At 70.5% G+C, this 19,755-nt stretch carries 15 protein-coding genes; 8 read left to right on the plus strand and 7 right to left on the minus strand.

Annotation, left to right across the window (positions count from 1 at the left end):
- The first annotated feature begins 5 nt into the window (after positions 1–5).
- On the plus strand, positions 6–677 hold the full coding sequence (locus tag ACIQOU_RS23870; RefSeq protein WP_401538825.1) for a response regulator: 672 nt from the start codon (positions 6–8) through the stop codon (positions 675–677).
- A gap of 79 nt (positions 678–756) precedes the next feature.
- Here the strand turns inward: ACIQOU_RS23870 and ACIQOU_RS23875 are convergent, their stop codons facing one another.
- From ACIQOU_RS23875 to metH, 3 genes are all read right to left on the minus strand, one after another.
- Positions 757–2,361: an ABC transporter substrate-binding protein gene (locus ACIQOU_RS23875; RefSeq protein WP_401538826.1), complete on the minus strand. Its 1,605-nt coding sequence runs from the start codon at positions 2,359–2,361 to the stop codon at positions 757–759.
- A gap of 437 nt (positions 2,362–2,798) precedes the next feature.
- Positions 2,799–3,497 (minus strand): HAD family hydrolase, encoded by a 699-nt coding sequence (locus ACIQOU_RS23880; protein ID WP_401538827.1) that lies wholly within the window; start codon positions 3,495–3,497, stop codon positions 2,799–2,801.
- A 128-nt stretch (positions 3,498–3,625) separates the two neighbouring features.
- Positions 3,626–7,138 (minus strand): methionine synthase, encoded by a 3,513-nt coding sequence (gene metH, locus ACIQOU_RS23885; RefSeq protein WP_401538828.1) that lies wholly within the window; start codon positions 7,136–7,138, stop codon positions 3,626–3,628.
- Positions 7,139–7,591: 453 nt separating this feature from the next.
- Between metH and ACIQOU_RS23890 the strand changes: the two genes are divergently transcribed.
- From ACIQOU_RS23890 to ACIQOU_RS23915, 6 genes are all read left to right on the plus strand, one after another.
- Positions 7,592–8,356: an IclR family transcriptional regulator gene (locus ACIQOU_RS23890; RefSeq protein ID WP_401538829.1), complete on the plus strand. Its 765-nt coding sequence runs from the start codon at positions 7,592–7,594 to the stop codon at positions 8,354–8,356.
- Between the two features lie 470 nt (positions 8,357–8,826).
- Positions 8,827–9,621, plus strand: a complete 795-nt coding sequence (locus tag ACIQOU_RS23895) for an MIP/aquaporin family protein (protein WP_401538830.1) — start codon at positions 8,827–8,829, stop codon at positions 9,619–9,621.
- A 49-nt stretch (positions 9,622–9,670) separates the two neighbouring features.
- Positions 9,671–11,209, plus strand: a complete 1,539-nt coding sequence (glpK, locus tag ACIQOU_RS23900) for a glycerol kinase GlpK (RefSeq protein ID WP_401538831.1) — start codon at positions 9,671–9,673, stop codon at positions 11,207–11,209.
- Between the two features lie 51 nt (positions 11,210–11,260).
- Positions 11,261–12,877, plus strand: a complete 1,617-nt coding sequence (locus ACIQOU_RS23905) for an FAD-dependent oxidoreductase (protein WP_401538832.1) — start codon at positions 11,261–11,263, stop codon at positions 12,875–12,877.
- A gap of 185 nt (positions 12,878–13,062) precedes the next feature.
- Positions 13,063–13,734 carry a FadR/GntR family transcriptional regulator gene (locus ACIQOU_RS23910; RefSeq protein ID WP_401538833.1) on the plus strand — a complete coding sequence of 224 codons (672 nt, stop codon included), beginning with the start codon at positions 13,063–13,065 and terminating at the stop codon, positions 13,732–13,734.
- A gap of 204 nt (positions 13,735–13,938) precedes the next feature.
- Positions 13,939–14,925, plus strand: coding sequence for a PAC2 family protein (locus tag ACIQOU_RS23915; protein ID WP_401538834.1), 987 nt, complete (start codon positions 13,939–13,941; stop codon positions 14,923–14,925).
- 87 nt (positions 14,926–15,012) lie between these two features.
- Here the strand turns inward: ACIQOU_RS23915 and mshC are convergent, their stop codons facing one another.
- From mshC to ACIQOU_RS23935, 4 genes are all read right to left on the minus strand, one after another.
- Positions 15,013–16,242, minus strand: coding sequence for a cysteine--1-D-myo-inosityl 2-amino-2-deoxy-alpha-D-glucopyranoside ligase (gene mshC / locus ACIQOU_RS23920; RefSeq protein ID WP_401538835.1), 1,230 nt, complete (start codon positions 16,240–16,242; stop codon positions 15,013–15,015).
- Positions 16,243–16,440: 198 nt separating this feature from the next.
- Positions 16,441–17,259 carry an SCO1664 family protein gene (locus ACIQOU_RS23925; RefSeq protein WP_401538836.1) on the minus strand — a complete coding sequence of 273 codons (819 nt, stop codon included), beginning with the start codon at positions 17,257–17,259 and terminating at the stop codon, positions 16,441–16,443.
- Positions 17,223–17,813, minus strand: a complete 591-nt coding sequence (locus ACIQOU_RS23930; RefSeq protein ID WP_401538837.1) for a DUF3090 domain-containing protein — start codon at positions 17,811–17,813, stop codon at positions 17,223–17,225. Before ACIQOU_RS23930 ends, ACIQOU_RS23925 begins: the two co-directional genes overlap by 37 nt.
- Positions 17,814–17,882: 69 nt before the next feature.
- Positions 17,883–18,569 (minus strand): histidine phosphatase family protein, encoded by a 687-nt coding sequence (locus tag ACIQOU_RS23935; RefSeq protein ID WP_401538838.1) that lies wholly within the window; start codon positions 18,567–18,569, stop codon positions 17,883–17,885.
- Positions 18,570–18,631: 62 nt separating this feature from the next.
- Between ACIQOU_RS23935 and corA the strand changes: the two genes are divergently transcribed.
- Positions 18,632–19,627 (plus strand): magnesium/cobalt transporter CorA, encoded by a 996-nt coding sequence (corA, locus tag ACIQOU_RS23940; protein WP_401538839.1) that lies wholly within the window; start codon positions 18,632–18,634, stop codon positions 19,625–19,627.
- Positions 19,628–19,755 lie beyond the last annotated feature (128 nt).

Here is a 19,755-nt window from a genome sequence, read left to right on the forward strand (position 1 = left end):
GTCACGTGGCCATCCGTGTCCTACTTGTCGATGACCAGCCGTTGCTGCGGACCGGGTTCCGGATGATTCTGGAGGCGGAGCAGGATCTGGCGGTCGTCGGCGAGGCCGGTGACGGTCTCCAGGCTCTTGATCAGGTGCGGGCGTTGCAGCCCGATGTGGTGTTGATGGACATCCGGATGCCGCGGATGGACGGGGTGGAGGCGACGCGGCAGATCACGGGGCCGGGTCGGGACGGTCCGGCGAAGGTGCTGGTGCTGACGACGTTCGATCTCGACGAGTACGTCGTGGAGGCGTTGCGGGCGGGGGCGAGCGGTTTCCTGCTGAAGGACGCTCCGGCGAACGAGTTGGTGCAGGCGATCCGGGTGGTCGCGGCGGGGGAGGCGTTGTTGGCGCCGAGTATCACGCGGCGGTTGCTGGACAAGTACGCGACGCATCTGCCGTCGGGTGAGGAGTCGGTGCCGGACACCTTGCACACGCTCACGGATCGTGAGGTGGAGGTGTTGAAGCTGGTGGCGCGTGGGTTGTCGAACGCGGAGATCGCGGCGGACCTGTTCGTGAGCGAGACGACGGTGAAGACGCATGTGGGGCATGTGCTGACGAAGTTGGGGTTGCGGGACCGGGTGCAGGCGGCGGTGTACGCGTACGAGAGTGGTCTGGTGCGTCCTGGGGCGCAGTGACCCTCGTGGGTATACGTGTGAGGCGCTCCACCCGGTCGGGTGGGGCGCCTCATGCGTGGGTGGCCGGTGGGGCCGTTGGTCAGCCGCCGACGCCTCGGCCCAGCTCCCAGAGCTGGAGCGAGGAGGAGGAGTTGAGGGCGTAGGCGGTGCCGGTGATGTCGTCGCGGGCGGCGACGTACTGCTTGCCCTGCCACAGCGGGATGAAGGGGACGTCGTCCGCGACGATGTCCTGGATCTGGGTGAGGGTGCCGGCGGCGGAGAGGCGGTCGGCAGCGCGGCGGGACTCGGGGATCAGGTTGTTGATGATGTTGCTGTTGCGGTAGGGCGAGTTGAGGAAGTTGTCCTTGTCGAGGAAGGGCGCGACGTAGCTGTCGGCGTCGGGGAAGTCGGGGAACCAGCCCATGCCCCAGACGTCGTACTTGCCCTTGCGTTCGGCGGGGACGAAGGTGGACCAGGGGGCGCCCTTGATGGTGACGTCGAAGAGGCCGCTGCTGTTGAGCTGCTGCTTGAGCTGCTCGAACTCCTTCTTGGTGACCGTGCCGTAGTGGTCGGTCGTGTAGTGCAGGGTCAGTTTGACCGGGGTGGTGATGTTGGCGGCGACGAGGGTGTTCTTGGCCTTGGTGACGCTGGGGTCGCCGTACTTGTTGAAGAACGAGTTGGAGTGGCCGGTGATGCTCGCCGGGACCAGGGAGTAGAGGGGTTCGGCCTGGGAGCCGTAGACCTTGGACACCAGCTCGGCCCGGTTGATCAGCTCGGCCATGGCCCGGCGGACGGCCTTGTTCTTGACCGTGGGGGCGTCGGTGTTGAAGGCGAGGTAGCGGATCTCCAGGCCGGCCATCTCGACGAGGTCGATGTTGCTGTCGGCGTCGTCGGACAGCTTCTGGACCTGCTCGGGGGTCATGGAGCGGGTCATGACGTCGATGTCGCCCTTGGTGAGGGCGGTGCCCATGGCGTCGGCGTCCTTGTAGGACACCATGTCGACCTGGTCGTTCTGGAGCTTGAGAACGCCCTTGTAGTGGGGGTTCTTGGTGAAGGTGGCCTTCACCAGCTCGTCGTTCTTGACTTCGGCCTTCATGGTGTACGGGCCCGAGCCGTCGATCGCGAAGCCGTCGCGGAGCTTGTTCTTCACGTAGTCGTCGGGGTTGACGATGCCGGCGACGGGGGTCGACAGCTTGTACGGGAAGGTGGCGTCGGCGGTCTTGAGGTGGAAGATCACGTCGCGGTCGCCGGAGGTCTCGACGGTGTCGATGGTCGAGAGGAGGGCGAAGACGCCGGAGTCGGCCTTGATGGCGAGGGCGCGGTCGATGGAGTACTTCACGTCGGCCGCGGTGATGGGGTCGCCGTTGGAGAACTTCAGGCCCTCGCGGAGCTTGCACGCGTAGCGTTCGTTGCCGGTGTCGGTGAAGCCGCAGCTCTCGGCGGCCTCGGGGACCGGGTCGCCGTCGCCCTTGGGCTGGACCATGAGGGTCTGGACAGTCTGGCGCAGGATGTTCCAGGAGCCGACGTCGTAGGCGTAGGCGGGGTCGAGCGGGGCCGGGACGTCCTTGGTGGCGGTGAACCGGTCCGTGGTGCCCACGGCGATCGCGTCGCCGCCGCTGCTCCCGCCTTCGGACCCGCCACAGGCGGCGAGCACCGGCGCGAGCAGACCGACCACGGCCGGCAGCACCAAAGTCTTGCGGTTCATGCTCGATTTTCTCCAGAGCTGTCGAGTCCGTGTATCCGGCATGCAAGGGGTGTCGCGGGCCGAGCACGGGGTAAGGGCGATGTTCTCGCGTCGAGATTAGTCCGCGCTCACTGGGGGGCCTGCGGGGAGTTCACTTGACGTGCCATCACGCTGCGGAACCGGTCGTGGACGGACTGAAAACCCGCTGGCGGAAGGATTCGTGCAGCGTCCCATCAATCGGGACACAAGGGCGTGTTCGCGCCGCCCGAATCGGGGTGAACAGCACACGCCCTGCCGGGTGTCGACCCTCTGGGGCGTGGGGAACCTCACAGGTTCTCATGGGCTCGGAGCGGACCGGAATTCGGCCATCCACTAGCTGGAATTCCGGTGCGCGAGGGCTCCGAGAATTACCGCGTCATTGGCGTTGCACGCTGGGTGAACGGGGGGGCGCATTTCCGTCATGAGGTGGTGATCAGGCCGCGCAGAAAAGTCAGGTCGACCTCTTCGAGTGAGGAGACCACGGTGCGGCGGGCGGCGGGGGCGATGGGGGCGAGGGAGGGGACGGCGACGACGTGGCAGCCGGCGGCCTCGGCGGCGGCGACGCCGGTGGCGGTGTCCTCGATGACGGCGCACCTGGCCGGATTCACCCCGAGTCCGGCCGCGGCGGCGAGGTAGGGGTCGGGGTGCGGTTTGGTGCGGGGTACTTCGTCGCCCGCGACGGTCAGCCGGAAGTGCCGGGGGCCGAGGGAGGCGATGACGCGGTCGATGATGCGGCGGTGGGAGGCGGAGACGAGGGCGGTGGGGATCTCGTACTCGGACAGCTCGGCCAGCAGCCGGGCGGCGCCGGGCATGAGCGGCAGGGCGGTGGCGATGCGGGCCTCGAAACCGTCGTTGAGGAGGACGGAGAGGTCGGGGAGGGTGATGTCGGCGCCGGTGGCCTCGATGAGGAAGCCGGCGCTGCGGGTCATGGGCCCGCCGACGACGACGTGCCGCCAGGAGTCGTCGAGGGTGTGGCCGAGGCGGGCGAAGACGTCCACCTCGACGTCCCACCAGAAGCCCTCGGTGTCGACGAGGGTGCCGTCCATGTCGAGGAGCACGGCCTGGAGTGCTGAGCCTTCGGCCGTAAGGGTTCCGAGCGCGGGGACCGTGCTGGTCATCCTGGCGCACCTCCATGAGGGACGACCAGGCCGGTTCCCGTGCGGGAACCGGCCTGCAAGTGGACCGACCAGTCTACGACTCCGTCGGGCGGCGCGCTCGATTTCTCTGCGACGCCTGGTGGAGAGGGTCAGCGGGCGTTGAAGTACTTCGCCTCGGGGTGGTGGATGACGATGGCGTCGGTGGACTGTTCCGGGTGGAGCTGGAACTCCTCGGAGAGGTGGACGCCGATCCGCTCGGGTTCCAGGAGGGCGGCGATCTTGGCGCGGTCCTCCAGGTCGGGGCAGGCGCCGTAGCCGAGGGAGAAGCGGGCGCCGCGGTACTTGAGGGCGAACATGTCCTCGATGTCGGCGGGGTCCTCGCCGGCGTAGCCGAGTTCGGAGCGGACCCGGGCGTGCCAGTACTCGGCGAGGGCCTCGGCCAACTGGACGGACAGGCCGTGCAGTTCGAGGTAGTCGCGGTAGGCGTTGGCCTCGAACATGCGGGCCGTCTCCTCGCCGATGCGGTTGCCGACGGTGACGATCTGGAAGCCGACGACGTCGGTCTCGCCGCTCTCCTCGGGGCGGAAGAAGTCGGCGAGGCACAGGCGGCGGCCGCGGCGCTGGCGGGGGAAGGTGAAGCGGGTGCGTTCGTTGCCCTCGTCGTCGAGGACGATGAGGTCGTCGTCCTTGGAGACGCAGGGGAAGTAGCCGTAGACGACGGCGGCTTCGAGGAGGTTGTCGGTCTGGAGGCGGTCGAGGAGGCCGCGCAGCCGGGGCCGGCCCTCGCTCTCGACGAGTTCCTCGTAGCTGGGGCCCTCGCCGGTGCGGGCCTGCTTGAGGCCCCACTGGCCCTTGAAGAGGGCGCCTTCGTCGAGCCAGCTCGCGTACTCCTTGAGCTGGATGCCCTTGATGACGCGGGTGCCGCGGAAGGGCGCCTCGGGGACGGGGTTGTCGACGGCGACGTCCGAGCGGACGTGTCCTTCCTCGGGCCGTTCCTCGACCTGGACGGCCGGGGTGGCGCGGACCCGGCGCTGCTTCAGCTCGGGGAGGGTGACGCCGGGGACGCCGCGCTTGACGCCGATGAGGGCGTCCATGAGGCGCAGTCCCTCGAAGGCGTCGCGGGCGTAGCGGACCTCGCCCTCGTAGATCTCGTGGAGGTCCTGCTCGACGTAGGCGCGGGTGAGGGCGGCGCCGCCGAGGATGACGGGGAAGTCGGCGGCCATGCCGCGCTGGTTCAGCTCCTCCAGGTTCTCCTTCATGATCACGGTGGATTTCACGAGGAGGCCGGACATGCCGATGACGTCGGCGCGGTGTTCCTGGGCGGCGTCGAGGATCGCGGAGACGGGCTGCTTGATGCCGAGGTTGACGACGTTGTAGCCGTTGTTGGACAGGATGATGTCGACGAGGTTCTTGCCGATGTCGTGGACGTCGCCGCGGACGGTGGCGAGCACGATGGTGCCCTTGCCCTCGGAATCAGACTTCTCCATGTGCGGTTCGAGGTGCGCGACGGCGGTCTTCATGACCTCGGCGGACTGGAGGACGAACGGCAGCTGCATCTGGCCGGAGCCGAAGAGTTCGCCGACGACCTTCATGCCGTCCAGGAGGGTGTCGTTGACGATGTCGAGGGCCGGGCGGTCCTGGAGGGCGGCGTCGAGGTCGGCTTCGAGGCCGTTGCGTTCGCCGTCGATGATGCGGCGCTTGAGGCGCTCGTCGAGCGGGAGGGCGGCGAGTTCCTCGGCCTTGCCGGCCCGCAGGGACTTGGCGGTGGCGCCCTCGAACAGGGCCATCAGCTTCTGGAGCGGGTCGTAGCCCTCGGAGCGCCGGTCGTAGACGAGGTCGAGCGCGGTGGCGACCTCTTCCTCCTCGAAGCGGGCGATCGGGAGGATCTTGGAGGCGTGGACGATCGCCGAGTCGAGTCCGGCCTTGACGCATTCGTCGAGGAAGACGGAGTTGAGGAGGATGCGGGCGGCCGGGTTGAGGCCGAAGGAGATGTTCGACAGGCCCAGGGTGGTCTGGACGTCGGGGTGGCGGCGCTTGAGTTCGCGGATGGCCTCGATGGTGGCGATGCCGTCGCCGCGGGACTCCTCCTGGCCGGTGCAGATGGTGAAGGTCAGGGTGTCGATGAGGATGTCGGACTCGTGGATGCCCCAGTTGGTGGTGAGGTCGTCGATGAGCCGTTCGGCGATGGCGACCTTCTTCTCGGGGGTGCGGGCCTGCCCCTCCTCGTCGATGGTCAGCGCGATCAGGGCGGCGCCGTGTTCCCGGGCCAGGCCGCTGACCTGGGCGAAGCGGGATTCGGGGCCGTCGCCGTCCTCGTAGTTGACGGAGTTGATGACCGCGCGGCCGCCGAGCTTCTCCAGGCCCGCGCGGAGCACGGGGACCTCGGTGGAGTCGAGGACGATGGGGAGGGTGGAGGCGGTGGCGAAGCGGCCGGCGAGTTCGGCCATGTCGGCGACGCCGTCGCGGCCCACGTAGTCGATGCACAGGTCGAGCATGTGCGCGCCTTCGCGGATCTGGTCGCGGGCCATCTCCACGCAGTCGTCCCAGCGGGCCTCCAGCATGGCTTCGCGGAACTTCTTGGAGCCGTTGGCGTTGGTGCGCTCGCCGATGGCCAGGTAGGAGGTGTCCTGGCGGAAGGGGACGGTCTGGTAGAGGGAGGCGGCGCCGGGCTCGGGGTGCGGGTGGCGCTCGGTGGGGGTGAGGTCGCGGACCCGCTCGACGACCTGGCGCAGGTGTTCGGGGGTGGTGCCGCAGCAGCCGCCGATCAGGGAGAGGCCGTAGTCGCGGACGAACGTCTCCTGCGCGTCGGCGAGTTCGGGGGCGCCCAGCGGGTAGTGGGCGCCGTCCTTGCCGAGGACGGGCAGGCCGGCGTTGGGCATGCAGGACAGCGGGATGCGGGAGTGCCGGGCGAGGTAGCGCAGGTGCTCGCTCATCTCGGCGGGGCCGGTCGCGCAGTTCAGGCCGATCATGTCGATGCCGAGCGGCTCAAGGGCGGTGAGCGCGGCGCCGATCTCGGAGCCCAGGAGCATGGTGCCGGTGGTCTCGACGGTCACGGAGACGATCAGCGGGGCGTCGAGGCCGGCGATCTCCAGGGCGCGGCGGGCGCCGAGGACGGCGGCCTTGGTCTGGAGGAGGTCCTGGGTGGTCTCGACGAGGAGGGCGTCGGCGCCGCCGGCGAGGAGGCCTTCGGCGTTCTGCTGGTAGGCGTCGCGCAGCAGGGTGTAGGGGGCGTGGCCGAGGGTGGGCAGCTTGGTGCCGGGGCCCATGGAGCCGAGGACCCAGCGGGGGCGGCCGTCCTTCGCGGTGAACTCGTCGGCGACCTCGCGGGCGACGCGGGCGCCGGATTCGGACAGTTCGTGGACGCGTTCGGGGATGTCGTACTCGCCGAGGGCGGAGTGGTTGGCGCCGAAGGTGTTGGTCTCCACGCAGTCGACGCCGACGGCGAAGTACTCCTCGTGCACGGAGCGCACGATGTCGGGGCGGGTGAGATTGAGGATCTCGTTGCAGCCCTCAAGGTTCTCGAAGTCGTCGAGTGTGGGGTCCTGTGCCTGGAGCATGGTGCCCATGGCTCCGTCGGCGACCACCACGCGGGTGGCGAGTGCCTGTCGGAGCGCGGACACGCGGGTCCGGCTGTCGGAAGGGGTCAGTGGCGACGAGGCCATGAAGGGGCTCCCAGAGATGCGACGGCTGTCGGCTTTGCGCGGCCCGGGGACTTCTCCGCGGTGGGCGCACCCGGTCAGGGTAACCGGGACAGCGGCCTCACGGGTGAGGTGTCCGGGTGCCGGACGAGGAATAGGGGGCGCCCGTGCGGGTCACCCCCTAGGAGTCCGGGGGTGTCGTGCGGGGCGGCCCGCTGGGCGTCGGGGGGGTGTTGTACGGGGCGGCGCCTGGATGGTTCGGGAGTGTCGTGCACGGCGGTGGCTGGGGGGCCGGTGAGGGGGTGGGGGGCGGTTGTCGGGGGGTGCTGTGCGTGTCGGTGGGGGGATGTGAGGTCATGTGGCTGGTCTCCGTCGATCATTGGCGGCAGGTCGACATGGACCGGTAGTGTTCGGCATTGCCGAACGGTGGCTGCGGCGGAATGCGTCGCGGTCGATGGGGACGGAGGCAGGACGGCGATGGCACGGAACATCCAGTCGCTCGAACGGGCGGCGGCGATGCTGCGGCTGCTCGGCGGCGGCGAGCGTCGACTCGGCCTGTCGGACATCGCCTCGTCGCTCGGTCTCGCCAAGGGCACCGCGCACGGCATCCTGCGCACCCTCCAGCAGGAGGGGTTCGTGGAGCAGGACGACGCCTCGGGCCGCTACCAGCTGGGCGCGGAGCTGCTGCGCCTGGGGACCACCTATCTGGACGTGCACGAGCTGCGGGCGCGGGCCCTGGTGTGGACGGACGACCTGGCCCGCTCCAGCGGCGAGAGCGTGTACCTGGGCGTGCTGCACCAGCAGGGCGTGCTGATCGTGCACCACGTCTTCCGCCCCGACGACAGCCGGCAGGTGCTGGAGATCGGGGCGATGCAGCCGTTGCACTGCACGGCGCTGGGCAAGGTGCTCTCGGCGTACGACCCGGTGGCCCACAGCGAGGCCCTGGAGGCGGTGCGCACGGCGTTCACCGACCGCACGGTGACCGACCCGGCGGGGTTCGAGCAGGCGCTCGACCTGACCCGGGCGCGCGGGTACGCGGCGGACGTGGAGGAGACCTGGGAGGGCGTGGCGTCGGTCGCGGCGCCGGTGCACGACCGGCGCCGGATGCCGGTGGGGGCGGTCGGCGTCACCGGTGCGGTGGAGCGGCTGTGCCCGGAGGGTGAGCTGCGTCCCGAGTTGATCGCGGCGGTGCGGGACTGCGCCCGCGCGGTTTCGAGGGATCTGGGCGCCGGGCGGTTCTGACGGTTCGGAGCGCCGGGGATTACCCGGGAGTCCGTGGGGGAACGGGCCGGGACGTCATGTCGATGTCCCGGCCCTTCGGCTTATCCCGGCCCGGCTTCGAGCCCGCCCCGACCCCGTTCCGGCTCCGCCCGACCCGTTCCCGATCCCGTTCGCGCCGCGCTCCCGCCGTTGCCGTCACCTCTCCCCCAGGTGGACATTGGTCACAAAAGCCTACAATGACCTCAGTACAAGATCGACAGCTCACAGCAATCAGCACAGTTCGCACTTTCGACAAATGAACCCTTGACGTGCGCGTGATGCCGGAGCGAGACTCCCGTCCATCGGTCGGCATTGTCGAACACCTACCGGCAATACGCGCTAGAGTGTGACAACGCCAAGGACCGGTACCCCTCTCACCCCCTGAGAGGGCGCCAGACCCCCGAAGGGACTCGGGGTTCGGCTTCCCTGGACGAAGGACAAAGGAGTCGCGGGTGTCCAGCTCCGACATCTTCATCGGCGAGACCATCGGTACCGCCCTGCTCATCCTGCTCGGCGGTGGCGTCTGCGCCGCCGTCACGCTGAAGGCCTCCAAGGCCCGTAACGCCGGCTGGCTCGCGATCGCCTTCGGGTGGGGTTTCGCGGTCCTCACGGCGGTCTACGTCTCGGCGCCGCTCTCCGGCGCCCACCTCAACCCGGCCGTGACCCTCGCGCTCGCGATCAAGAACGACGACTGGAGCACGCTGCCCGTCTACTGGGGCGGCCAGCTGCTCGGCGCGATGATCGGCGCGGCCCTGGTCTGGATCGTCTACTACGGCCAGTTCCACGCGCACCTCACCGACCGCGAGATCGTGGGCGAGCCGCCCCGGCAGCCGGTCAAGGTCAAGTCCGTCGAGGCCGAGGAGAAGGCCGCGGGCCCCGTGCTCGGCATCTTCTCCACCGGCCCCGAGGTCCGCGTCGCCTGGCAGAACCTCGCCACCGAGATCATCGCCACGGTGGTCCTGATCATCGCGGTCCTCACCGAGGGCCTCAACGACAGCGGCAAGGGTCTCGGCGCCCTCGGCGGCCTCATCACCGCCCTGGTCGTCGTCGCCATCGGTCTCTCCCTCGGCGGCCCCACCGGGTACGCCATCAACCCGACCCGTGACCTCGGCCCGCGCATCGTGCACGCGCTCCTGCCGCTGCCCAACAAGGGCGGTTCCGACTGGCGCTACGCCTGGATTCCGATCGTCGGCCCGCTGATCGGCGCCGCCCTCGGAGCAGGCCTCTACAACATCGCCTTCGCCTGACGCACCGGGCAGCACCCACCCCTTCCGCACGGAACCCCAGGAGCACACCGTGACCGACGCACACACCACCGGGCCGTTCATCGCCGCGATCGACCAGGGCACCACCTCGTCCCGCTGCATCATCTTCGACCGCGACGGACGCATCGTCTCCGTCGACCAGAAGGAGCACGAGCAGATCTTCCCGAAGCCGGGCTGGGTCGAGCACGACGCCGCCGAGATCTGGACCAACGTCCAGGAGGTCGTCGCCAACGCCATCCAGAAGGCCGGGATCACCCGCGACGACATCAAGGCCATCGGCATCACCAACCAGCGCGAGACGACGCTGCTGTGGGACAAGCACACCGGTGAGCCCGTCCACAACGCCATCGTCTGGCAGGACACCCGTACCGACGCCCTCTGCAAGGAGCTGGGCCGCAACGTCGGCCAGGACCGCTTCCGCCGTCAGACCGGCCTGCCGCTGGCGTCCTACTTCGCCGGCCCCAAGGCCCGCTGGCTGCTCGACAACGTCGAGGGGCTGCGCGAGCGCGCCGAGGCCGGCGACATCCTCTTCGGCACCATGGACAGCTGGGTCATCTGGAACCTCACCGGCGGCGTCAACGGCGGCAAGCACTACACCGACGTCACCAACGCCTCCCGCACCCTGCTGATGAGCCTGCACACCCTGGAGTGGGACGAGAAGATCGCCGAGTCGATCGGCGTCCCGATGGCGATGCTGCCGGAGATCCGCTCCTCCGCCGAGGTCTACGGCGAGGTCACCGGAGGACGCCTCGGCGAGCTGCTCGGCGGCATCCCCGTCGCCTCCGCCCTGGGTGACCAGCAGGCGGCCCTGTTCGGGCAGACCTGTTTCGCCGAGGGCGAGGCCAAGTCGACGTACGGCACCGGCACGTTCATGCTGCTGAACACCGGCGAGAAGATCATCAACTCGTACTCCGGGCTGCTGACCACCGTCGGCTACCGCATCGGCGACCAGAAGCCGGTGTACGCGCTGGAGGGCTCGATCGCCGTCACCGGTTCGCTGGTGCAGTGGATGCGCGACCAGATGGGCCTCATCTCCACCGCCGCCGAGATCGAGACCCTCGCCCTGAGCGTCGAGGACAACGGCGGCGCCTACTTCGTGCCGGCCTTCTCCGGCCTGTTCGCCCCGTACTGGCGCTCCGACGCCCGCGGCGTGATCGCCGGCCTGACCCGGTACGTCACCAAGGCGCACATCGCGCGCGCCGTCCTGGAGGCCACCGCCTGGCAGACCCGGGACGTCAGCGACGCCATGACCAAGGACTCCGGCGTCGAGCTGACCGCCCTCAAGGTCGACGGCGGCATGACCTCCAACAACCTGCTGATGCAGACCCTCTCGGACTTCCTGGGCGCCCCCGTGGTGCGCCCGATGGTCGCCGAGACCACCTGCCTCGGTGCCGCGTACGCCGCCGGTCTCGCCGTCGGCTTCTGGAACAGCACCGACGACCTGCGCGCCAACTGGCGGCGGGCCGCCGAGTGGACCCCCCGCATGGACGCGGACACCCGCGAACGTGAGTACAAGAGCTGGCTCAAGGCCGTCGAGCGGACCATGGGCTGGATCGACGACGAGAACTAGCCGCGAGCGGCCGTGACCCGGCCGACAGCTGACGAGGAGTAAGAACCCCACATGACCAGTCAGTCCACCATGCAGTCCGTGCCCGCCCTGGGCACGCGCCCGGCCTCCGGCTCGAACCCGAGCCGAGCCGAGACCCGGGAGCAGCTCGCCAAGGCGTCGTACGACCTTCTCGTGATCGGCGGCGGCATCCTGGGCATCTCCACCGCCTGGCACGCCGCGCAGTCCGGGCTGCGGGTGGCTCTGGTCGACGCCGGTGACTTCGCCGGCGCCACCTCCTCCGCCTCCTCCAAGCTGCTCCACGGCGGTCTGCGCTACCTCCAGACCGGCGCGGTGAAGCTGGTCGCGGAGAACCACTTCGAACGCCGTGCGGTCTCCCGCCAGGTGGCCCCGCACCTGGCGAACCCGCTCACCTTCTACCTCCCCGTGTACAAGGGCGGCCCGCACGGCGCGGCGAAGCTCGGGGCGGGCGTCTTCGCCTACTCGGCGCTCTCCGCGTTCGGCGACGGCGTCGGCCACCTGCTCTCCCCCGCCAAGGCGGCGCAGGACGTGCCGGAGCTGCGCACCGAGAACCTCAAGGCCGTGGCCGTGTACGGCGACGACCAGATGAACGACGCGCGGATGGCGTTGATGACGGTCCGCGCGGCCGTCGAGGCGGGCGCCGTCGTCCTCAACCACGCCGAGGTCACCGGGCTGCGCTTCACGAGCGGCCGGGTGACCGGCGCCGAGCTGCGCGACCGTACCTCCGGTGACGAGTTCGGGGTGAGCGCCCGGCTGGTGCTCAACGCGACCGGCCCGTGGGTGGACCACCTGCGCCGGATGGAGGACCCGAAGGCGGCGCCGTCGATCCGGCTGTCCAAGGGGGCGCACCTGGTGCTGAAGCGGACGGCGCCGTGGAAGGCGGCGCTGGCCACCCCGATCGACAAGTACCGGATCACGTTCGCCCTGCCCTGGGAGGACATGCTGCTGCTCGGCACGACCGACGAGGAGTACGAGGGCGATCCGGCGGATGTCGCCGTCAACGACAAGGACATCACGCAGATCCTGGACGAGGCCGCGTTCTCGGTGCGCGACCAGCAGCTCGACCGGGACCTCATCACGTACGCGTTCGCGGGTCTGCGGGTGCTGCCGGGCGGTCCCGGTGACACCGCGAAGGCGAAGCGGGAGACGGTCGTGACCGAGGGCCGGGGCGGGATGCTGTCGGTGGCGGGCGGCAAGTGGACGACGTTCAGGCACATCGGCCGCACGGTGATGCAGAAGCTGGAACGGCTGCCGGGACGGCCGCTGGGTGAGGACTTCGAGCCGATCGCCTCGCTGCCCAAGCAGCTGCCGCTGCCCGGTGTCGCCAACCCGCGCGCGGTCGCCCACCGCCTCCTGGTGGACCACCCGGCGCCCGGTCCGCGGATGTCGGCGGACACGGCGAAGCACCTGGCGACCCACTACGGCTCGCTGGCCTTCGACATCGCCCGGATAGCCAACGACGACCCGGAGCTGGCCGCGCGCGTCCACCCGGACGCCCCGGAGATCTGGGCGCAGGTCGTCTACGCCCGCGACCACGAGTGGGCCGAGACCCCGGACGACGTGCTGCGCCGCCGCACCACGCTGACCATCCGCGGCCTGGCCACGGACGAGATCCGCGCCAAGGTGCAGGACGTGCTCGACAAGAAGTAGGCGCAACGGCGGTGCAGGGGCGGTTCCCGGGCGGGGGCCGCCCCTCTCGCGTGCCCGGGCGGGCGCGGGCCGTGGGCCCTCCCCTGACCTGAGCGTTCGGCGTTCCGGCGGGTCGGGCAGCCGCCATAATGAGCTGAGACATCGGATGTCTTCACCGGCATGCGTGAACGGCAGGGAGGCCCGCCATGGCAGTCACCGACGAGGCGATCGAGAAGATCAAGGGGATGATCGTCTCCGGCGCGCTGCGGCCCGGCGACCGGCTGCCCAAGGAGAGCGAACTCGCCGCCGAGCTGGGCCTGTCCCGCAACTCCCTGCGCGAGGCGGTGCGGGCCCTGTCGCTCATCCGCATCCTGGACGTGCGGCAGGGCGACGGCACCTACGTGACCAGTCTGGACCCGCAACTCCTGCTGGAGGCGCTGAGTTTCGTCGTCGACTTCCATCGCGACGACACCGTCCTGGAGTTCCTCGCGGTGCGCCGCATCCTGGAGCCGGCCGCGACGGCGATGGCGGCGTCCCGGATCAGCGAGAAGGAACTGGACGTGCTGGAGGCCCAGTTGGACGAGCTGGGGGCGGCGCCGTCGGTGGCGGAGCTGGTCGGCTGCGACCTGGACTTCCACCGGGGCATCGTGCAGGGCTCGGGCAACTCGGTGCTCTGTTCGCTGCTGGACGGGCTGTCGGGGCCGACCACCCGGGCCCGGATCTGGCGGGGTCTGACCCAGGAGGACGCCCTCGCGCGCACCCTGCGCGAGCACCGGGCGATCCTGGCCGCGCTGCGCGACCGGGACGCGGAGGCGGCGCGGTCCTGGGCAACTGTGCACATCGCGAGCGTCGAGCAGTGGCTCAGATCGACGCTGTGAGCCGGGCCGTGAGCCGGTCATCGGAGGTGTCCCGGTGCTCCCTCGTACGGGAGTGCGCTTCGGCGGGCGGTGGGGCCGGGGTGTTTCGGGCGGCCGATCGGGGCAGTGATCCGTTCACTGCCCCGCGCAAGGGGGCTGCGGGCGCCCCCGTCGCACGCCGTAAGGTTGAGACGTACGCGAGGGCACGTCGGAAGGAGGCGCTGGGTGATCGAGCTGGAGGGGGTTCCCGAGCTGATCGACCCAGTGATGGTGGCCGCGTTCGAGGGCTGGAACGACGCCGGGGACGCCGCTTCCACCGCGATCGCGCACCTGGACCGGGAGTGGAAGGGCGAGGTGTTCGCGGCGCTCGACGCCGAGGACTACTACGACTTCCAGGTCAACCGGCCCACGGTGTGGATGGACGCGGGGGTCCGCAAGATCACCTGGCCGACGACCCGGCTCTCGGTGGTCAGGATCGGCGGGGACAAACCGCGTGACCTGGTGCTGGTCCGCGGGATCGAGCCGTCGATGCGCTGGCGTTCGTTCTGCAACGAACTGCTGGGGTTCGCCCATGAGCTGGGGGTGGAACTGGTCGTCGTGCTGGGCGCGTTGCTCGGGGACACCCCGCACACGCGTCCGGTGCCGATCAGCGGGACGACGTCGGACGCCGATCTGGCCCGGCGGATGGATCTGGAGGAGACCAAGTACGAGGGGCCCACGGGCATCGTCGGTGTCCTTCAGGAGGCGTGCACGCACGCGGGTGTCCCGGCCGTCAGTCTCTGGGCCGCCGTTCCGCACTATGTGTCGCAGCCGCCGAACCCGAAGGCGACGCTGGCCCTGCTGAACCGTCTTGAGGACCTCATCGACGTGCGTATCCCGCTGGGCGAGCTGCCCGAGGACGCGCGGGCCTGGCAGGTCGGTGTGGATCAGCTGGCCGCCGAGGACAGCGAGGTCGCCGAGTACGTGCAGTCGCTGGAGGAGGCCCGGGACACCGCGGAGCTGCCGGAGGCGTCCGGCGAGGCGATCGCCCGGGAGTTCGAACGGTATCTGCGGCGCCGGGACGGCTCGGGTCCGACGGCCGGCGGGCACGCGACGGCGGACGGCACTGACGGGCCCGGCTCGACGGCCTACCTGCGGGACAACCCGGGCCGTACGCGCCCGCCGAAACCCCCGAAGCCGGCGTCGGACGACGACGACTCCACGGAGGAGTGAGCGGACCGGCACGCAGAAGCACGCATACGAGAGGCGCCCCCTTCCCGTCCTGGGAGCAAAGGGGGCGCCTTTCTGATGCTGCGCGTACTACAGGGCCACGCCGAGGAGGGCGTCGACGGTGCGGGAGACCACACCGGGGGCGCCGAGGTCCGTGCCGCCGTGCTCCGCCTGCCGGGCGGCCCAGCGGTCGACGGCGGCGAGTGCGGCCGGGGCGTCCAGGTCGTGGGCGAGGGCCTCGCGGACCTCTTCGACCAGCGGCTCGGCGGACGGTCCGTCGGGCCGGGACACGGCGGCCCGCCAGCGGTCGAGGCGGGCCAGGGCGTCCTGGAGGACCTGGTCGGTCCACTCCCAGTCGGCGCGGTAGTGGTGGGCGAGCAGGGCGAGCCGGATCGCGGCGGGGTCGACGCCGTCGCGGCGCAGCGCCGACACGAAGACGAGGTTGCCCTTGGACTTGGACATCTTCTCGCCCTGGTAGCCGACCATCCCGGCATGCACATAGGCCTGCGCCATGGGGAACTCGCCGGTCAGCACCTGGGCGTGGGAGGCGCCCATCTCGTGGTGCGGGAAGGCGAGGTCGGAGCCGCCGCCCTGGATGTCGAAGCCCATGCCGAGGTGGTCGAGGGCGATCGCCACGCACTCGATGTGCCAGCCGGGGCGGCCCCGGCCGAGGGAGGCGCCGTCCCAGCTGGGTTCGCCGTCGCGGGCAGCGAGCCACAGCATCGGGTCGAGCGGGTTCTTCTTGCCGGGCCGTTCGGGGTCGCCGCCGCGCTCGGCGGACAGCAGCCGCATGGCGGTGGCGTCCAGGTGGGAGACCTGGCCGAAGTGGGGGTCGGACTCGACGGAGAAGTAGACGTCGCCGTCGAGGTCGTAGGCGGCGCCCGCGTCCCGCAGCCGCTCGACGAGCGGCACGATGCCGGGTATGGCCTCGACGGCTCCTATGTAGTGCTGCGGGGGCAGCATCCGCAGGGCGGTCATGTCCTCGCGGAAGAGGGCCGTCTCCTGTTCGGCGAGGGCGACCCAGTCGACGCCGTCGCGGATCGCGCGTTCCAGCAGCGGGTCGTCGACGTCGGTGACGTTCTGGACGTAGTGGACCTGCCGCTTGGTGTCGAGCCACACGCGCTGAACGAGGTCGAACGCGTTGTAGGTCGCCGCGTGACCCATGTGGGTCGCGTCGTACGGCGTGATGCCGCAGACGTAGAGACGGGCGACGGGACCGGGGGTGAGGGTGCGGAGCCCCCCGGTGGCGGTGTCGTGGACTGCGAGGTCGCGGCCCTGACCGGGCAGGGCGGGGACCTCGGAAGCGGGCCAGGCATGCATGTCATGAGCGTAACCGGACGGTACTTCCGGATACGAACCGGACCAGTCGCCCGCTGGCCGGTTAGGCGGTCTTGCGCGCGGGCGCCCGGATGTGCCGCCACCACCGGGTCCGGTCGGGGACGGGCGAGGGCGAACGGGTGGTGCGGGCGGGGAGGTTCCGGACCGGCGGCGGGAGGTTCTGGACGGCGGCCAGGGGTTCTAGACGGGCGGCCAGGGGATGGCCGGCCACTCGCCGCTGGGTTCCGGGTGGCGGCCGGAGGTGAGGAGTGCGTCGACCCTGGCGCGGGTGGCGTCGAGTTCGGCCGGGGTGATCAGGGAGGTGAGGCGGGCGGTGAGCGCTCCGGTGGGGCTCAGGGCGTCCTGGAGGGACGTGAGGACGCCGGTGGCCTCCTCGGTGAGGCGTTCGCCCGCCCAGCCCCACAGAAGGGTGCGCAGCTTGTTCTCCGCGTGGAAGGTGACGCCGTGGTCGATGCCGTAGAGGCGGCCGTCGGGGCCGGGCAGGAGGTGGCCGCCCTTGCGGTCGGCGTTGTTGATGACGGCGTCCAGCACGGCGAGGCGGCGCAGCCGTTGGTCGTCGGCGTGCACCAGCAGGGCCGTCTTCCCCTCGTCGACCTCGGCGAAGCCGATGGCCTTCCAGCCCGGTCCGGGTTCCTCGGCGTCGACGAGGGCGAGGAGTTCGGCGCCGGGTTCGCCGTCGATCCACTGCTGGCACATGCCCTCGCCGTAGGGCCCGTCGCGCAGCACGGTGACCGGGATCAGCCCCCAGCCGGTGGCCTCGGACACCTCGTAGGCGGCGACCTCGCGCTGGGCGAGGGTGCCGTCGGGGAAGTCCCACAGCGGGCGTTCACCGCGTACCGGCTTGTAGACGCAGGTGATGTCCTCGCCCGCGTGGGCGACGGTGCAGTGCAGAACGGCGTTGGAGGCGTCCCGGATCTGGCCGCGCACGGTCAGGTCACCCCGGGTGAGGTGGTCGGCGGTGGTCACGCTCCGCGGCGGTATCCGTTCTGGCGCGGACATACGTGTCCTTCCGGGTCGAGCGGGAGGCTGCACAGCGGGCACGGCGGCCGTCCGGCGTTGACGACGTCCAGGGCGCGCTTGGCGAAGGCCCTCGCCTGCGTGCCGCTGAGGCGGACCCGCAGCATCGGGGGTCCGTTCTCCTCGTCCTGGAGGAGGGCTTCCTCGGCCTCGGCGAGATCCTCGTCGGTGTCGGCGTCGAGTTCGACGAGGGCCTGCGCCTCGACGATCATGCGCTGTTCCTCGCCGTCCCAGGCCAGCGCCATGGTCCCGACCCGGAACTCCTCCTCGACGGGGGCGTCCAGGGGGGCGGTGTCGGAGATCTCGGCGGGGGCGACGGCGGGGACGGCCGCGCTGCCGCCGCTGCGCCTGACGACCTCGTCGAGGAGTTCGTCCATACGTTCGGCGAGGGCGGCGACCTGGGTCTTCTCCAGGGCCACGCTGGTCACCCGGGCGCCCGCCGTGGCCTGGAGGAAGAACGTACGGCGTCCGGGCAGCCCGACCGTGCCCGCCACGAAACGGTCCGGCGGGTCGTAGAGGTACACCTGACGGGACACGTCCTGTCTCCTGGAGTCGTGGATGAGGGCGACGCTAATGCGACCGGTTCACCCTACTGCGCCCGACGATCACGGTGCGCCCGCACCGCCCCCCACCGGGGCGTCGTCGGCCGGCGGGGTCGCGCGCGGGGCCAGCGACGCGAAGTCGCCGGTGTCGCCGAGCCGGACGAGGAAGGGCCGCAGCCGGGTGTACCGGATCGCGGTGACGGAGCAGGGTTCCACGGAGATCCGCTGGAAGAGGTCGAGATGAAGTCCGAGCGCGTCGGCGATCAGGGACTTGATGATGTCGCCGTGCGAGCACATGAGATAGACGGCGTCGGGGCCGTGGTCGCGCTCCACGCGCGCGTTCCACTCGCGTACGGCTTCGGCGGCGCGGTGCTGCATCGCGCGCATCGACTCGCCGCCGGGGAACGCGGCGGCCGTCGGGTGGGCCTGGACGACCTCCATGAGGGGTTCGTCGCTCAGTTCGGCGAGTTTGCGCCCCGACCAGTCGCCGTAGTGGCATTCGCCGATGCGTTCCTCGTCGTGCGCGGTGAGGTCGGGGCGGGCGTCGAGGAGCGGCCGGACGGTCTCCTGGCAGCGTTGCAGGGGGCTGACGACGACCTCGCAGAGCGGCAGGTCGGCGAGGCGCCCGGGCAGTGCGGCGGCCTGTGCGGTGCCGCGCTCGTCGAGGGCCACGCCGGGCGTCCAGCCGGCGAGCACCCCTTCGGTGTTGGCGGTGGAGCGTCCGTGCCGGACGAGGATCAACGTGGGCATGCGGCCCAGGGTAGGCACACGACGGGATGCGGTGGAGGGCGGGCGACGGGAGAATACGCTCCGTGATCGTCGACTGTGCCATCTACCGGGACGGGCGCCGCAGCGAGGGCCCGGCGGACTTCTCCGACGCGCTGGAGGAGGCGCGGGCCGCGGGCGGGTTCGTGTGGATCGGGCTGCACGAGCCCTCGGAGCGGGAGTTCGGGCTCGTCACGCAGGAGTTCGGGCTGCATCCGCTGGCGGTGGAGGACGCCCTGAAGGCACATCAGCGGCCCAAGCTGGAGGTGTACGACGACTCGCTGTTCATGGTGCTGAAGCCGGTGGGGTACGAGCCGGAGGACGACGTCGTGACGACCGGCGAGGTGATGGTCTTCCTCGGCGACGGCTTCGTGGTGACCGTCCGTCATGGCAGCGGGTCGCCGCTGCACGCGGTACGGCACCGTCTTGAGGCGGAGCCGCAGATCCTGGAGAAGGGTCCGACGGCGGTGCTGTACGCGATCTGCGACGACGTCGTCGACCACTATCTGGACGTGGTGGCCGAGTTGCAGACGGACCTGGAGGAGTTGGAGGCGGAGGTGTTCTCGCCGGACCGGGGCGGCTCGCGCAACACGGCGTCGCGGATCTACACGTTCAAGCGGCAGGTGCTGGAGTTCCGGCGGGCGACGGGGCCGCTGGCGCCGCCGTTGACCCGGTTGTCGGGGCTGGGGACGAGCGGGCTGCCGGTGCCGTTCGTGCGGGAGCAGGCGCGGCCGTTCTTCCGGGACGCGAGCGACCATCTCGCGCGCGTGAACGACTCCGTGGAGGGCCTTGACCGGTTGGTGTCGGACATCCTGTCGGCGCATCTGGCGCAGATGAGCGTCCGGCAGAACGACGACATGCGGAAGATCTCCGCGTGGGCGGCGATGGCCGCGGTGCCCACGATGATCGCGGGCATCTACGGCATGAACTTCGATCACATGCCCGAGTTGCACTGGGTGTGGTCCTACCCGGCGGTCATCGCGATCATGGCCGTCCTTGAGGTGCTGCTGTACCGGACGCTCAAGAGGCGTGGCTGGCTGTGAGCGGGGGCGCGGACGCGTCCGCCGAACGGGTGAGGTGCGCGGGCGTAACCCGGGCTGCGGCGGGCGCGTTGTTGTCCGTGACGGCCGTGGCGGGGAGACCCCCGAGCCCCCACCACGGCCGTAGCGGT

This window comes from Streptomyces sp. NPDC091279, from assembly GCF_044757465.1.
In the GTDB taxonomy this organism is placed as follows: Bacteria; Actinomycetota; Actinomycetes; order Streptomycetales; family Streptomycetaceae; genus Streptomyces.

Bases quoted from the DNA above. Each gene is read 5' to 3' on its own strand.
- ACIQOU_RS23935 (WP_401538838.1), bottom strand. From the start codon at position 18,569: ATGCCCACGTTGATCCTCGTCCGGCACGGACGCTCCACCGCCAACACC.
- ACIQOU_RS23875 (WP_401538826.1), bottom strand. From the start codon at position 2,361: ATGAACCGCAAGACTTTGGTGCTGCCGGCCGTGGTCGGTCTGCTCGCG.
- metH (WP_401538828.1), bottom strand. From the start codon at position 7,138: ATGGCCTCGTCGCCACTGACCCCTTCCGACAGCCGGACCCGCGTGTCC.
- ACIQOU_RS23910 (WP_401538833.1), top strand. From the start codon at position 13,063: ATGGCAGTCACCGACGAGGCGATCGAGAAGATCAAGGGGATGATCGTC.
- mshC (WP_401538835.1), bottom strand. From the start codon at position 16,242: ATGCATGCCTGGCCCGCTTCCGAGGTCCCCGCCCTGCCCGGTCAGGGC.
- ACIQOU_RS23890 (WP_401538829.1), top strand. From the start codon at position 7,592: ATGGCACGGAACATCCAGTCGCTCGAACGGGCGGCGGCGATGCTGCGG.
- ACIQOU_RS23880 (WP_401538827.1), bottom strand. From the start codon at position 3,497: ATGACCAGCACGGTCCCCGCGCTCGGAACCCTTACGGCCGAAGGCTCA.
- ACIQOU_RS23925 (WP_401538836.1), bottom strand. From the start codon at position 17,259: ATGTCCGCGCCAGAACGGATACCGCCGCGGAGCGTGACCACCGCCGAC.
- ACIQOU_RS23905 (WP_401538832.1), top strand. From the start codon at position 11,261: ATGACCAGTCAGTCCACCATGCAGTCCGTGCCCGCCCTGGGCACGCGC.